Annotated in this window: 5 protein-coding genes; 3 read left to right on the top strand and 2 right to left on the bottom strand. The window is 71.5% G+C overall.

The window, feature by feature from the left end; genetic code table 11:
- A partial coding sequence (locus OM076_RS14735; RefSeq protein ID WP_270040757.1) for a helix-turn-helix transcriptional regulator occupies nt 1–576 on the top strand: 576 nt, incomplete at its 5' end.
- Nucleotides 577–689: 113 nt separating this feature from the next.
- On the opposite strand, the gene OM076_RS14730 is transcribed toward OM076_RS14735, so the two are convergent.
- Nucleotides 690–7,196, bottom strand: coding sequence for an RHS repeat-associated core domain-containing protein (locus OM076_RS14730; protein WP_270040756.1), 6,507 nt, complete (start codon nt 7,194–7,196; stop codon nt 690–692).
- A 138-nt stretch (nt 7,197–7,334) separates the two neighbouring features.
- Here OM076_RS14730 and OM076_RS14725 point away from each other — a divergent pair, with 138 nt between their 5' ends.
- Complete coding sequence (locus tag OM076_RS14725; RefSeq protein ID WP_270040755.1) at nt 7,335–9,965, top strand: hypothetical protein; 2,631 nt, start codon at nt 7,335–7,337, stop codon at nt 9,963–9,965.
- 95 nt (nt 9,966–10,060) lie between these two features.
- On the top strand, nt 10,061–10,723 hold the full coding sequence (locus OM076_RS14720; RefSeq protein WP_270040754.1) for an RNA polymerase sigma factor: 663 nt from the start codon (nt 10,061–10,063) through the stop codon (nt 10,721–10,723).
- A gap of 51 nt (nt 10,724–10,774) precedes the next feature.
- On the opposite strand, the gene OM076_RS14715 is transcribed toward OM076_RS14720, so the two are convergent.
- Nucleotides 10,775–15,940 (bottom strand): N,N-dimethylformamidase beta subunit family domain-containing protein, encoded by a 5,166-nt coding sequence (locus OM076_RS14715; RefSeq protein WP_270040753.1) that lies wholly within the window; start codon nt 15,938–15,940, stop codon nt 10,775–10,777.
- Nucleotides 15,941–16,019: the final 79 nt, after the last annotated feature.

Raw genomic sequence — 16,019 nt, 5'->3', positions numbered from 1 at the left:
GACGACGCGCCGGCGCGCCGCGCTGCGGCGCTGAACGGCGCAGCGCGTGGCGGCGAAGCCGCTGTCGCACCGGCCCGCGACGCGGCTGCGGGCGGTCGGCGGCCATCGGCCCCCGATGCGCGCGCGGCCGCGTCGCTCGCGCTCACTTCGGTCGCCGCCACGGACGCGCTCGGGCTCGCGGTCGAGTCCGCGCGCGGGCGCATCGTCGCCGGTCGCGCGCTCGCCGCCGCCGGCGACCGCGACGGCGCCGCCGAACAGCTGCGCGCCGCCGAGGGGCTGCTCGTCGACGCTCCCTCCAGCCACCTGCGAGCCGAGGCGGTGCGGGAGCTGCGTCGGATCGGCCGGCGCGTCAACCGCGCCGGCCGCGCGGGACGCGCCGACGCGGCGGGACCCGCGGCGCTCACCGTGCGCGAGCTCGAGATCGCGCGGCTCGTCGCCGGAGGCCTCACCAACCGCGCGGTCGCCGAGACGCTCTTTCTCAGTGAGAAGACGATCGAGACCCACCTCTCGGGCGCGTTCGTGAAGCTCGGTGTGCGGTCGCGGCAGGCACTTGGTGCCGCGCTCGACGCGGGCTGAGGGACACGTCCGGAGGACCGAGTGGTCCCGAATCCACCTCACAGGTGGTTTCGGGACCACTGCCCGTCGACGTGGCACATCTGACCCCCTCCCTCGGGGGGGGGGACGGGTGCCTAGATGAAGCCGAACTTCTTGCAGGCCTTGATGCCGATCTTGCCTTCGAGGCGGGCACCCGGCATCGGCAGGTCGTTCTGGCCGCCGCCGACGGAGAAGCCGCCGGCGGTGTCGATGCCGACGGTTCCGAAGCCGTACATCGCCTTGGCTCCGAGCTTGCCGGTCATGCAGCCGAGGTCGAGCTCGCCGCCGACGGTGCCGCCGACCATGCCCATCTTCGCCGTGGCCTCGGCGAAGACGGCGACGCCGGTGTCCTGGGCACCGCCGACGGCGTCGATGTCAAGGCCGCCGCCTCCGCCGACGCCGCCCTCGACGCAGATCGACCAATCGGCGCCCCAGTCGAGCTTGTTGTCGCGGCAGAGCTGAAAGCCACCGCCACCGCCGCCGTAGGCCGACCAGCCGCCGCAGCCGAGGCCGGACGGGTCCTTCTGCGTGATCGGGTTGTTGCTCGCGTACATGTAGAGGTTCTCCGCGCTGCCGCGGAAGAAGGTCCGGTCGCTTGCGGTGAAGCGGCCGGCCGCCGGGTCGTAGTCGCGCGCGCCGAAGCGCACGAAGCCGGTGAGCGCGTCGCGCAGGCCGCCGGCGTAGCCGATCGCCAGCTCGAACGAGCCCGTGACGTCCTTCTCGACGCCGTACGCGTCGTAGTTGATCGTGCGCACGACGGAGCCGTCGGACGCACGGACCACGATCCGCGGCGAGCCGACCGCGTCAACTCCGACGTAATAGCGCTCGCCGCCGCGCTCGGCCGCGAACAGGCGGTCGTCACTGTCGTAGTAGTAGGTCGTGACCACGCCCACACCGTCGACCGTCGCGGTCACCTGGAACACGTTCTTGGGGTTGCCGTAGAGGTACTTCACCCCGCCCGCGCTGGTGCGGCGCCCGAAGGCGTCGTACATGTATGCCGTCGTCGAGCCGCCGACGGTCGCCGTGAGCAGCTCGCCGCTCCGGCTGTAGGCGAACGTGTCGCCGCCACGGCCGGTCAGGAAGCCGTCGGCGTCCCACGTGTAGGCGGTGCTGCCGCGGGAGGTGAGGCGATCGCGGTCGTCGTAGACGGCACCGCCGCCGAGCCGGTTGCCATTGCCGTCGTAGGTGTTGCTCTCGACGGTGGTCGCGCCGCGCTTGACGGTCAGCAGCTGCCCGCTGCCGTCGTAGCTGTAGGCCAGCGTGTCCGCCGCGCCGCCGTTGACGCGTTCCTCGCGACCACTCGCGAGCCCGCGGCTGTCGAACGTCAGCTTCTGGAAGAAGCGCTCGCTGCCGCCGACGGCCAGCGTCCGCGTCGCCGGGCGCCCGTTCGCGTCGTAGGCGTAGGTCAGCGCCAGCTTGCCGTCGGTGATCTTGGAGACCGCGCCGGCGGGACCGTTGCGCTCGATCGAGAACGGGCCGGTCTTCGTCTCCAGGCGGTCGTCGTCGAACCCCAGCGCGCGGGTGATCTCGGTGGCGCCCACGGTCAGCTTCTCGCTGGTGGGCAGGATGCGGGCACCGATCGTGTAGTCGTAGCGGCCGGTGGCGGCGCCCGTGAACTCCAGGCTCGCGGGCATGATGCCGTCGTAGGCGTACTTGATGCCCTGCTTGCCCGCGCCGTCGGCCAGCTCGCGCGTGACCGTGTCGAAGCGGTCCTGCACGCCGTCGTAGGCGAACGTGCGCTTGCTCTGCACGTGGTTCTCCGCGGTCAGCCGGCCGCCGGCGTCGTAGCTCATCCCCGAGACGGCGCCGCTGGGCAGCTTGGTCGAGTCGAGCGTGCGCTCCGTCGAGTACGCCCGCTCGTAGGCGGAGGCGCCCGGCGGCGTGTAGGCCTTCGGCCGGTCGTCGCCCGTGGAGGAGAACGTGTGCTTCTTGCCGAGCGGCGTCGTCATCGTCGCCACGTTGCCGTCGGCGTCGTAGGTGTACTTGTAGGTCCGGTTCCCGGGCAGGCGCTTTTCCACCACCCGGTCGGCGTCGTCGTAGCCGTAGGTCGTCGCGTTGCCGGCCGCGTCGGTGCTGCTGGCCAGCCGGAACTTCGCGTCGTAGGCGAACGTCGTCTGCTCCGAGCCCTGCTTCATCGACTTCGGGCGGCCGAGCTCGTCGTAGGCGTACTCGATCGCGTTCACGCCGGTGCCCAGCGTCTGCTTGAGCACGCGGCTGGTGCGATCGATCGTCTGCACCGTCTCACGGTCCTCGGCGCTGGTCTGCGTGACCGTCTGGTCGTTGGGCTTGGCCGCGTCGGGGTCCGCGTAGGCCCACGACGAGGTCTTGCCGTCGATGTCGAACGTCGTCCGCATCGCGCTGATCGAGAACACGTCGCGCGGGTCGCGCAGCGTCACGGAGTCACTGCGCTTCGTGTGCGTCGTCTTCCCGCTCGGCGTCGTCACCGTCTTGTCGGCGACGACCTGGACCGCGCTGCCCCAGCGGGGGTCGGGCGCGTACTCGACCGCGGTCTTCGTACCGTCGGGCGCGGTCAGCTCGGTGATGCCGTTCGTGTGGACGACGGAGACGCTCTTGGCGCCGCTCGGGTCTTCGACGGTGCGGCGGCGATCGCCGTCGGCGAGCACCTCCATCGAGTACTTGGTCTCCTTGCCGCCCGCGGTCTTGATCGTCACCGTCGGGCCGAACTCGCCCTCGGTGCGGGTGAGCGTGCGCTGCTCGCCGTCGGCGCCGAGATGCTTCGCCAGCCGCCCGCCCGAGTCGTATTCGAAGCGGGTGGTCGCGCCGCTCGGCTTCTTGAAGGAAGCGAGCAGCCCGCCCGCGTCGTGGTAGGTGAAGCGGTACGCCTCGGCCGCCGGATTCGACACGCTCTCGAGGAACCCGTCGGCGTTCAAAGCCAGCGCCGTGCGCTGCCCGCCGGGGGCGACGATCGCCGTCGCCACACCCGCGCCGTCGCGCTCGATCCGCGTGCGGTTGCCGTACGCGTCGACGATGCCGACCAACCGCTTGGCGGCGTCGTACTCGAACGTCTTGATGACGGCGCCGGTGAGACCGTCGCGGGTGCGCAGGTGGCGCCCGTTGCGGTCGAACTCGTAGACCTCGAGCCCGTCGCTCGACGGCAGGGCGAGGCCCTCGGCGTCGAAGCCCGGCAGCGGCGGCGCGACCTTGCGGATCAGGTAGCGGCCGTCGGCGAACGTCACGCCGCCGTCACCGTCGACGCCGATCGTCATCGAGTGGTTCTGCATGCACACGCTGGTCGCGGCCTCGCCCACCGGCTGGCCGGTGCCACACGTGCCGATCAGGCGCCCGGCGGCCTGCAGCAGCGTGCCACTGGCATCGACCTTGAGGATCACGCCCGAGGACGGGCTGGTGTCATAGCCGGAGATGCGGAAGTACACGGTGCCATCGGCCGATGCCGCGACGGAATAGACCCCGTCGATATACGACGCGTTCGCGGCGCCGCCCGTCTTGATCGCGCCGCGCTCGCTGCTGACGCCCTTGCCGGCGAAGCGCGTGGCGGTGCCCGCCGGATCGATCCGCACGACCATCTTCTCGGCGCCGAGCGCGACGTAGAGCGAGCCGTCCGGCCCGACCGCGACGCCCTTCGGATCGCTGCCGAGCGCGATGTCAGCGGCGGGCGCGCCGGTGAGGCCCGCGGGCTTCGTGCCCAGGCCGGCGACCGTGGTGACGATGCCGTCCGGGGCGAGCTTGCGCAGCAGGCCCTTGTAGCCGTTGGTCGGGCTGTTGCGCTCGACCCAGTAGATCGTGCCGTCGGGCGCGGTGGTCATGTCATTGACCTGGCCGACGTGCGCCTCGAGCGCCGGCTTGCCGTCGCCCAGCGGCGCGGTGCGGGCGGTCGCGTTGCCGGCGATCGTCTCGACCAGCGAGCCGTCCGCGCTGAAGCGCCGGATCACGTTGGCGTAGTTGTCGATCGAGTACGCCGCCATCAGCAGCGAGCCGTCCGGCGCGGCCGCCAGGGCGGAGACGGCGCCGAGCCCCGCGTTCTTCGCCGGGCCGCCATCGCCGGAGAGCACCCGGTCGCGGGCGCCGTTGCCGGCGAACAGATAGATCTTGCCGTCGCGGCTGATCCGGAAGACGTCGTTGCGATTGAGGCCGTTGTAGAGGTAGAGGTTGCCGTCGGGCGAGCGGACGTAGTCGCCCATGTAGTCGATGTTGGCGTCGGTCGCGAGCTGGCCGTCCTTGGGGTAGTTGGAGTCCCCACGGCCGCCGCCGACGCCGGTGTTGGTCGTGCCCGCGATCTTGTTGACGACCGGCGGGAGCGCCTCGGCGCGGATCGTCGCGCCGTCGCCGCGGTGCAGCGCTCGCTCGACGGGGTCGTACGCATGGTGATCGCTCAGCGACCACCCGCCGAGCCCGTTGGTCGTCCGCGCGTCCCACGAACCGATCGCCCGCGTGATCGTCTGGCCGACCGGGACGCCGCAGAAGAAGTGCGTGTCCATCGTGCCGGAGCGGTTGCCACACGAGTAGCGGCCGTCGAAGACCTGGGTGTCCGAGCCGAACTGGCTGAAGCTCGACTCCCAGCCGTCACTGTCGACGCCGTAGTAGTTGAACTCGTAGACGTAGATGACCTGGATCGTGGCCGTCACGCGGCCCTGGACCGTGCGGTCATAGGCGTCCTTGCCGTCCCACTTGAACGGCAGGCTGATGTTGGGCGTGATCAGCGGGTAGTCCTTGCAGGTCTCCGCGCCGGTGGTCGGGAAGTTCGGGTCGCACCAGCGCTTCTCGATCTTCTCGCCGCCGACGTCGATCGTCAGCTGCACGCCCTTCAGCCGCGGCGGCACGGTCGGGCCGACGACGGGGATGTTGATGGTCTCGTCGACCTTCCAGCCGGGGGTGCGGTCGGTCGAGTAGTTCAGGGTCATGCCGGTGCCGGTGACCGGGACGGCCTCCTGCAGCGTCTGCGTCTCGCAGCCGATCGTCGAGCCCTTCTGCTGGCAGGGGTCGTTGGGGTCCTTCCACTCGAACTCCTTCAACTGCGGCGGCTTGGCGCCGGGCGGCGGGCCGTAGGGCCAGTTGTGGTCCCACGGGGTGAAGTGGGTGATCAGCACGCGCCACAGCTCCTGGCCGGGCGCGTAGAGCGTCGCGAGCTGCTTGCGCTCGTCGTCGGTCATGCCGAGGTCCGTGCCGGCGTCGGCCTTGCCGTCGCCGTCGGTGTCGACGGCGGCGATGCCACCCGACTCGGAGAGGATCTTGATGACGCGGCCGTTCTTCGCGCCCTTCCACTCGGCGCTCTCGCGGTCGTAGTAGCCGGTGGGCACGGCGCTGCCGACCGGCGCGCCGATGAAGTTCTCGGTGTAGTTGATGAGCGGCTTGTCGAAGTTGACCTGCGTTGCACCGGCCTTCAGCGCCTCGTCGACGCTGAACTCGGCGGCGTACGTGTAGCCGCTGTTGGCGGGCAGCGAGCCCGGCATCGCCTCGTCGCCCTGGTCGCCGTAGGTGAACTCGGTGACGCGGACCTTCATCTCGTCGAGCGGCTTCGCGCGCCCGTTCGCGAGCTCCATCGAGCCCTCGACGCCCTTCGGGAACAGCAGCGTGCCCTGGCGCTCGCCGTCCTTGTCGTCGGTCTCGGAACCACGGACGACCTGGAAGGGCGCGGTCGAGTCCGGGTCGACGACCTTCACGTTCGGGTCGACCGGGACCATCACGACGTCGTCGAGCGTCTCGTAGTCCTGCCAGCCCGGCGCGAGCGTGCGCTGCACCGGGAGGAAGCCGGCGACGACGAACTCCAGCGTCACGCCGCCGCCGTTGACCGCGATGTCGAACGCGCCGTCGGCGCGGGTGTTGGTCTCGCCCAGCTCGGGGTGGTCGAGCACGGTGACGCGGACGCCGCCGATCGCCACGCCCGCCCGGTCCTGGACGTGGCCGCGCAGGACCGCGACCTGCTTGGGCTCGATCGCGCCCGCCGCGACGTCGCGCTGGATCGGGTTGGCGCCGCTGTAGAGGAACTTCGAGGAGTCATAGACCGAGGTGGCGGCCCCCGGGTCCAGCGGCGGCGCGGCGTCCTTGGGGTCCGCGACGACGGGATCGGGCGTGGCGGTCGCGACCGGGGTGGCGGTCGGCGTCGGGTCCGTGTGCGGGTCGCTCGGCAGCGGGGCCGGCCCCGGCGGGAGGTTGACCGTGTCGCCCGCTGGACGCGCGGGCGGGGCAGGAGCGGTGGTGCCGCCCTGATCGCCTTGCCCGCCCTTGACGGTGACGGTCGCGCCGGTCGTGCAGGCCTTGCCGACACAGGCCGTGAGCTTGTAGGTGCCGGCCGCGGCGGTCTTCGGGACGGTGACCTTGCCCTTGACGGTCGCCGATTTGCGCGGGGCGAGCGCCTTGACCTTCACGGCACCGGCGAGCTTGAGCTTGGTCAGGGAGACGCTGACCGTCTGGGCCTTCGCCTTGCGTTTGCCGGCGTTCTTCACCGTCAACTTGACGGTGAAGGTTGCGCCGGGAGTCACCGTCGCCGGCACTCCGGAGAGCTTCGAGAGCTTCAGTGCCGGGGCCGTGGCCGCCGTTGCGACGTCCGCCCCGACGAGGGCGAACAGCGCGGAGAGCAGCCAAATCGCCGCGCTCCGTCCTCGCCTCGCATCCATGCAGGTCATTTCCGAAGGTCTCCTTGCCGGTTTCAAAACGCTCAGGGCGCGGAGACTGCTGGTCAGACGAAGGGAGTACATCGGGGGTTCCCCTAGTTGCCGGGCAACTGCGACATGACACGGCGTCAGTACCTACCGTTGGCGGGTGTGAAAGCCGTTATCGCCGCACTGTTCTTCCTCGCCTTCGCCGCCCCAGCCCAGGCCTCGTTCACCGTCACGCCGTCCACGACGCAAGCCGGCGCCCACGCCGACGTCACGATCCACGACGACTTCGACGCGACCCCGACGAGGGTCGCGCTGCACTTCCCGCCCGGGCTGGTCGGGAACCCGAACGCGGTGCCCAAGTGCGCCGTCGCAACCTTCGAGGCCGGCGCCTGCCCCGAGGAGACCCGGGTCGGGCGCGCGTCGGCGCTGAGCCGCGAGATCGTGCCGCTGCCCGCCTCGGGCTACGTCTACAACCTCGTGCCGCAGCCCGGCGAGCCGGCCCGGCTGGGCATCGACATCGGCTTCACGGTCGTCCGCGTCCGCAACCAGGCGTCGGTGACGTTGCGGCCCGACGGCGGGCTCGACTCGACGATCGCGCAGCTCGACGACAAGGACCTCGGCCTGACGCAGCTCGACATCACGCTCTACGGCACGATGCCCGACCACGTCTTCATGCGGCTGCCGACGTCGTGCGCCCCGGCGACGGTCTCGATCGAAGCCGACGCGCCCGCCTCCGCCACCTTCACGCCCACGGGCTGCGCGAACGTGCCGTTCGCGCCGTCGATCGCCGCGAAGCTCGACACGTCCCAGCGGGTCGTGCCCAGCGGTGCGACGGTCACGCTCACACTTCCCGCCGATCAGGCGCACGTGCGCCGCGCCGAGATCGCGCTGCCGGTCGGCACGACGCTCTCGCCCGGCGTGGCGAACGGGCTACAGGCGTGCACCGACGCGCAGTTCACGTCCGGCGACGGCTGCCCGGCGGCCTCGCAGGTCGGCACGGTGACCTTTGTGACCCCGTTGCTGGGATCGCTCGGCGGAAAGGTGTATTTCGGCGACGGTTTCCGCCTCTACATCGTTGTGCAGGGCTCCGGCGTGCTCGTGAAGATCCCAGGCGACGTGAAGCTCGACCCTGCGACGGGCCAGATCACGACGATCTTCGACAACCTTCCACAGGTCCCGTTCACGTCGTTCGCGCTCACGTTCCAGGGCGGGTCGCACGCGGTGCTGGCCAATCCCTCCTCGTGCGGGACGAAGAACCTCAGCGCGGTGCTCACACCGTGGAGCGGCACCGCGCCCAAGACCGTGGGCGCGAGCTTCACGATCGACGCCGACGGCCACGGCGGCGCGTGCACGCTCGCCGCGTTCAACCCCGCGCTGCGCATCGGCGCCGACTCGACCGCCGCCGGACGCCCGGCCGGCGCGGTGACGCTCGAGGTCTCGCGGGCCGACGGCACGCAGGACCTCACGCGGGTCACGACCGAGCTCCCGCCCGGCCTGGCCGGCTCACTGAAGGGCGTGCCGGTGTGCGCCGACGCGGCCGCGGACGCGGGCGCCTGCCCGGCCGAGTCGCGGGTCGGCTCGGTCAGCTCGCTCGCCGGTACCGGCGACGCGCCGGTGGCCTTGAACGGCGCCGTGTACCTCACGGGCGCGTATGACGGTGGGTTCGCGGGGCTCGCGATCGTCATCCCCGGCAAGGTCGGGCCGGTCGACCTCGGCACGGTGATCGTCCGCGGGAGCATCGCGCTGCGCCCCGACGGCGGCCTGACCGTGCGCACGACCCCGCTGCCGCGGCTGATCGGCGGCGTGCCGGTGTCGATCCGGCAGCTCGCGCTCACGTTCGACCGTCCCGGCTTCATCCTCAACGCGTCCAGCTGCGCGCCCCAGGAGGTCCGCGCGGTGCTCGAGGGCGCCGACGGCGGCACCAGCACGGTGACCGCGCCGTACCAGGCGACCGACTGCGCCGGGCTGCCGTTCTCGCCCCGGATCGAGGCGACGATCGGCAAGCGCGGGCAGACGGCGCCCGGCAAGGCGCCGGCGCTGCGCGTCGTCGTCACCGTGCCCGCCGGCAACGCGGCGACCGCCGTCGCCAACGTGGGTCTACCGCCTGTTCTCACCGCCGATCTCAAGCGGCTCGCCAAGGCCTGCGCGCCCGCCGTGTTCGCTGCTTCCGCGTGCCCCGCCGGCGCGCGGGTCGGTACGGCGACGGCGACCACGCCGCTGCTGCCGACGGCGCTGACCAGCCCGGTCACGTTCGCCGTGCCGCAGGCGGGTTCGCTCCCCGGGCTCGCGCTGTCGCTGACCGGCGCGGTGACGCTGCCGCTGTTCGGCGAGGTGGGGCTGCCGGGCGCCGACGGCGTCATCCACAACACGTTCAACGGCATCCCCGACGTCCCGCTCGAGCAGTTCGCGCTCTCCTTCACCGGCGGCGCGACGATGCCGTTGACGCTCCGGCGCGACCTCTGCACCGGCCCGCGCCAGACGATCCGCGGCACCTTCACCGCGCACAGCGGCGTCGTGGCGAACGTCAGTGCACGGATGAAGGTCGCCGGCTGCGCGCCGACCGTCGCGCTCACCCGCCACGGCCACCGGCTCACCGTCCGCATCACCGCGGGCCGCGACGGCGCCGCGATCAAGAGCGCCACGCTCACCGCGCCCGGCGCCAAGCGCCGCAGCGTCAAGACCCGGCAGACGATCACGCTGAAGCGGCTTCCAGGACGCAAGACGTTCCGCGTCGTGGTCAAGGACAAGGCGGGTGAGAGCTGGACGCTGAAGCCGCGCGCGAAGACGCGATGACGGCGCTGTAAGCGGCTGTAACCGCACCGCAGGCGCGCTGTAACCGGCGCCTCAGATGGTTGGTGGCACTCGAACTCCCCCGCCTGGAGTGCCCCATGAGCCCTACCGTCATCCTGCATCACCACGTCGTCGACGACTACCTGCGCTCCGTCCAGGCGGAGCGCACCGCGCGTTTCAGCCGCCGCCGGCCGCCGAGCAAGGCGACCGGCCTCGACGGACTGGTGGCCCGCGCGGCGACCGGCGACGAATTCGCCTGGGCAGAGCTCGTCCGCCGCTTCGAGCCGCACCTGCTGCGCGTCGCCCGCTCGCACGGCCTCAGCCTGCACGAGGCCGAGGACGCGGTGCAGGACACGTGGCTGCGGCTCATGCGCGGGATCGGCGGCGTGCGCGAGCCGCACGCGCTCGGCGGCTGGCTGACCACCACCGCGCGCCGCGAGAGCCTGCGCATGCGCGAGCGCGGCTCGCACGAGCTGCCCACCGCGGACGACCTCGGCGGCGCCACGACGGCGAGCGACGAGGCCGAGGCGCACCTCGACGCCGCGGCCTGCCGCGCGGCCGTCACCCGCGCCCTGGACTCGCTGCCTCCGCGCCACCGCGACCTGATGCGGGCGCTGTTCGACGAGGCCGCGGGCAGCTACCACGACATCGCGCGCGATCTCGGCATCCCGGTCGGGAGCATCGGCCCGATCCGCGGCCGCTGCCTCGAGCAGCTGCGCCGCAACGCGCATCTGCGCCTCGTGGCCGAGGCGTTCGACTGACAGCGCTGCGGGCGGCGCATGGACGCGCCGCCCGCTTTCGCTCTTCCTGCCCTAGGCGGGGTTGATCGGCGCCGCCATGTCCGCCTGCAGTTCGGCGACGGTGAGGGCGCGGTTGTAGAGCCGGACCTCGTCGATCAGTCCGGTGAACCACTCCCCCCAGATGCTGTTGCCGCCGATGCGCAACGCCCCGGTCGACACCTTGATCGCGCCGGTGATCGCCTTCGTGGAGGACAGCACCCCGTTGACGTAGATCCGCACGTTCGCTCCGTCGTACGTGGCGGCGAGGTGCGTCCAGGCGTTCGCGACGGTGGCCGCGGCTCCGCTCGAGCCCTTGTCTGCGGTGGTGAAGATGTGGGCGGCCGGCTTGCCCCCACTGTCATCCGCATACAGCGCATAGATGAGGTTCGACGGCTGCTCCTTGATCATCACCGAGCGCCAGAGGCCCCCGATTGCCGTCGGGCGGATCCACGCTTCCATCGTCATCCCGGTCGTCAGGTCGAGCGAGTTGGCGTCGGCGACGGTCACCAGGTCGTTGACGCCGTCGAAGCTGAGCGCTCCCCCGAACTTCCCGGACGGCGAGCGCGTCGCCCCGTCGATCGTGCCGACGTTCCCGCGGCCCGACGCGTCCTGCGCCGTCGCGCCGGAGGCCTCGTCGAAGCCCCAGGCGCCGACGAGGCTCGTCGGAGCGGCCGCGACCGTGAGGGTCACGCCGATCGTCTTGGGCGAGCCCGTGGCTCCGGCGGTCGTCGCGGTGACCGTGACGGTCGCGCTGTAGGTGCCGACCGCCAGCCCGGTGCTGTTCGGCGTGACGGTGAGCGTCGCGGGCGCCGTGGCGGTGGCCGGAGTGACGGTCAGCCACGCCGCGTCGTCAGCGGCGCTGACGTCCAGCGCGCCCGACCCGGTGTTGCTCACCGCGACCGTCTTCGCCGCGGGGCTCGCCTGACCCACGGTCGCCGAGAACGCCAGCGTCGTCGGCGTGACGGCGAGCGCCGGCGGAGTCGGCGCCGCGACCGTGAGCGTGACCGGGATCGAGGCCGGCGAGCCGGTGGCGCCCGAGGCGGCGACCGTCACGGTCGCCGTGTACGCGCCGGGGTCCAGGCCGGTGATCGACGGTGTGACCGTCACCGTGCCGGCGCCGCTGCCGGAACCCGGCGTGACGGTCAGCCACGACGCGTCGTCGGACGTCGTCCAGCTGAGCGTTCCACCCCCGGTGTTGGAGACCGCGAGCGTCTTCGCCGCGGGGGCCGCTCCGCCTGCTGTCGCACTGAACGCCAGGCTCGTCGGCGCGACCGAGAGCGCCGGCGGTACCGGGGCGGTGACCGTGAAGGTCACCGGGATGGTCGCGGGTGCGCCGGTTGCGCCTGGGGCGGTGACCGTCACGTCGGTCGTGTACGTCCCGGCGGCCAGGCCGGTGACGTCGGGCGTGAGCGTGATCGTGCCCGCGTTGGTGCCGCTCGAGGGGGAAAGGCCGAGCCAGCTCGCGCTCTCGCTCGCCGACCACGACAGCGTCCCGCCTCCTGGATTGGTGATGCTCAGGGTCTTGGCCGCGGGGCTCGTGGCACCGACGGTGCCGGCGAACGATACGCTCGTGGGGCTCACGCCGAGCGCCGGCGGCGCGGGCACGCCGCTCTTGAACACCACGGTCGCCATTGACCAGGGGATCGAGGGGCCGGTCATGACGCGCGCCGCGGGCACGTCGAAGCGCCCGACGGTCGTGTCCTCCACGAGGAACTCCATGTCCGAGGTCGGGGAGACGTTGACGCGCTGGGTGAACTGCGGGTCGGCGCCGAGCGCGCGGCCGAACCCGGAATCGACGTAGAAGCCGACGGCGAGCTCGTTGTCGCCCGTGAGGGTCGGGGTGGGACCGGACGTCACGTAGTCCGCGGCGACCGACGTGCCCGTCGCGGTCTTCAGCGCATCGACCGAGCCCAGGCCAGCCGCGCTGGACAGCCCGGAGTACTGCAGCGCCGCGGCACCGATGTCAGCACCGCCCGTCGCGGTGACGGTGATCGCCGGCCGCGTGCCGCCTCCCGCCGTGATCGGCGCGGTCCACACGCTGAGCTCGGTGGCCTCGGAGGCGACGATGCTCGTGAGCTTCGTGTACGTGTTCCCCGCGGCGTCGGTGACCCCGGAGATCTTGGCGTTGCCCGAGCTCCAGACGCCCGCGAGGACGACCAGCCGGTCACCTGCCGTGATCGCCGAGGGAGGTGTCAGCGCGAGCGTCGACCCACTCGGGTTGCGGCCCGACACCTGCTGGATGAAGCGCGGCGCCGGATTGGGAGTGACCGCGTTGGACGCGGCGGACTCGGGCCCGTCTCCCACGGCGTTGGTCGCCGTCACCTTGAACGTGTACGAGGAGCCGTTGAGCAGGTCAGGCACGACCGCTGACGTCGGCGCCGGCGAGCCGGTGACGGTCGTCGACGGCTTGGCCACGCCGGCGAGGTAGGGGGTGATCGTGTAGCGGGTGATCGTGCGACCGCCATCGGCTGGGGCCGTCCACCGGACCGTGGCCGACGCGTTGGCCACGCCGGCGACGAGCCCGGTCGGGGCGCCCGGGACGGTCGGCGCGTTCGGCGTGATCGCGTTCGACGCCGCCGACGCCGGGCTCGAGCCGCTGCCGTTGCTCGCCGTCACCTTGAACGTGTACGAGATGCCCGGATCGAGGTTGCCGACGAGGATCGAGGTCGGCGGCGGGGTGCCGTCGACGACGACCGGCGTCTGCGCGGTCGTGCCGACGTACGGCGTCACCGTGTAGCGCGACGGCGAGCCGCCGCTGGCCGGTGCGAGGAAGTTTACCGTCGCCTGCCCGGGGCCGGCCGTGGCGGTGACCAGGCTCACCGGCCCGGGCGGGAGCTTCGGGACGAAGAGGACGTCGACCGAGTAGTTCTCGCCGCTGCCGTTGGAGACCGGGAAGCCGGGCGTGCCGGAATAGGTGTAGACGCCGTTGAGCGTGCCGCCGTTGGCCCCGAGGGGGCGGAGCGGCGCCGAGTCGAGCACGTTCCCACCCACCGGGCTCGGCATGTAGAAGTCGTCCAGCGTGACGGAGTAGTGCCCGCGCGGCGCGTGATATGACGCAACGTACGTCGTTCCCGCCGTGACCGCGACCGGCGTCGCGAAGCTCAGGACCTGCCATCCGCTGCTCGTCTCGCTGCCGAAGGTGCCGCTGGCCAGCAGCGTTCCCCCCGACGTCCACAGCTGGCCGACGTGCGTGCCGGTGTTCGCCGCGGCCTTGTAGAAGCGCACGCCGGTGATCGTCCCATCGAGGTCGGCCTTGAAGCGGACGCCGACACTGACCCCGTTGGGGTCGTTCTCGTCGACGATGGTGGGAACGGTGGACCCGAGCATCGTGCACGGGCAACCGATCGTGACGGTGACGCCGGCCGACGGCGTCTCGAGGTTCGCGCTGTCGTCGGACGAGCGCGTGAGGATCGTCGTCGTCGGCGCGCCGTGTGCGACCCAGCTGTAGCTCCACGAGGTTGTACCCGTGGCCGGGTGCCATGTCGCGCCGCCGTTGGTGGACACCTCGACGCCGGCGACGGTGCCGCCGCTGTCGGAGGCGGTGCCGGTGATCGTGACCGCGGTGCCGTCGGCGATCGTCGCGCCGGGAGCGGGAGATGTGATCGTCGACGTGGGCGCGGTTGTGTCGGTGCTGGCGGTGACGGCGATGAGCCCGGACATCAGCGTCGTCGCCGGCACACCCATGTCGGTGAAGAGGTTGACGGTCGCCTGTTGCATGACGGGGTCAGGCGTGGCGGCGGCGGGCGCTCCGTTGGCGTTCCAGGCGTTCGTGGTGTCCAGCCCCCACGCCCACTGGACGGTGCCCGCGCCGAAGACCAGCGCTCCGCTGGCCGCGCGGTAGAGCATCAGGTGGTGCGTCTGCGTCGTGTTGAGCTGCGTCGAGCTGCCGTAGTCGGTGAACGACTCGACGCCGCTGACCGTCGTCGACGAGAGCTGGATCGCGCCCTTCGGGCGGAAGCCGTTGTCGGTGTCGACGTCCCACTCGTAGCCGAGCGTGTTCGCGCCCGGGGCGAGTGTCCTGGTCTGGCCCGCCGTGAGGTTGGCGACGGCGGTATTGCGCCAGAGCCGGAAGTTCTTGTACGCCGCCGGCACTTTGATGTCAGAGGAGCCGGAATTGATGATGAACAGCTGGCCGGTGAGCGCGTTCTCCGGGCGCCCGCCATCGGCGGGCGGCGTGTAGCGCGGGTCGCGCCATGTGCCCGTCCACGCCACCGGGTCGGTGGGGGCATCGAAGTGCGTGTCCTTGTAGGAGGTCAGCGTGCGGTTCGCGCCGCCGTCGAGCGCGCTCGTCGACCACCGCGTCTTCCAGAAGACCTCGTTGCCGCTGAAGAACGCGAGGTTGACGCCCGCGTCGCGCGCCGCCTCGACGTTGTTGCGCTCCGGGCCTGACCAGTACTCGTCATGCCCGCTGGAAATGATCAGCCGGTGGTCGAGCAGCCGCGCGGGGTTCGATGCCACATCGGCCTGGCTGGTGTAGCTGACGTCGAAGCCGTTGCGCTCAACGAAGCGGATGAACTGGTACTCCGCGTAGAACAGGTAGGACCGGCCGCCGTCCTGCGGGAGCGTCCCGTCGAACGGGCGGTTGTACGAGACCGAGAACGCGGCCTTGTACGTCTTCGGGTTACCGGGCGGGCAGGAAACCGTGCAGGCGTACAGGCTGTTGCCACCGTACGAGTTGTAGGCCTGCCACGTCGAGTCCGACGTGCGCAGGAGCATCTGGGAGTTGCTGGCGTCGTCGCGCACCACGAACGGGATCTGGCTGGCGCCGCTGGCGTCGTCGCGCTTGAGCAACGCGATGTAGACGCCCGAGACCGCATCGGCCGGCACGGCCCAGGAGGCGGAGAGAGCCCAGTTGCCGCAATCGATCAATCCGGTCGCCGCCGTCGTGATGCACGCGGGCTGGGTCTGCGGGAGCGTGGCGGTCGGCCGGATCCCTCCCGCCTGCAGACGGGCTCCGTTGCCCCCGTAGTAACCCAGCCGGAAGATGTCGATGTGGTACGAGGTCGAGGGCGTCTTGACCCTGAAGCGAATCGTCTCGCCCTTGTTGACGCTCATCGTCGTGGCATAGCCCTGGATCGTCGAGCTGCCGGCGCCGTCGACCTGCCAGGTCGAAGGCGCGCTGCCCGGCTTGGCGTTCTCGCAGGCGACAGGGTTCTCGCACGCGGCGACGCTCACCGCCGGAAGCCCTCCCAGCAGCAAGACCGCCAAGGTGGACGTCAGCGCCCACCATCGGGACGATTTGCCACGCCGAGACTTCGGGATCATCGCTCTCCTCCTG

The organism is Solirubrobacter ginsenosidimutans (assembly GCF_027587205.1).
Note: the sequence above shows the minus strand (reverse complement) of the source record. Positions and strands in the feature narration are given on the sequence as shown.

Bases quoted from the DNA above. Each gene is read 5' to 3' on its own strand.
- OM076_RS14730 (WP_270040756.1), bottom strand. From the start codon at position 7,196: ATGACCTGCATGGATGCGAGGCGAGGACGGAGCGCGGCGATTTGGCTG.
- OM076_RS14720 (WP_270040754.1), top strand. From the start codon at position 10,061: ATGAGCCCTACCGTCATCCTGCATCACCACGTCGTCGACGACTACCTG.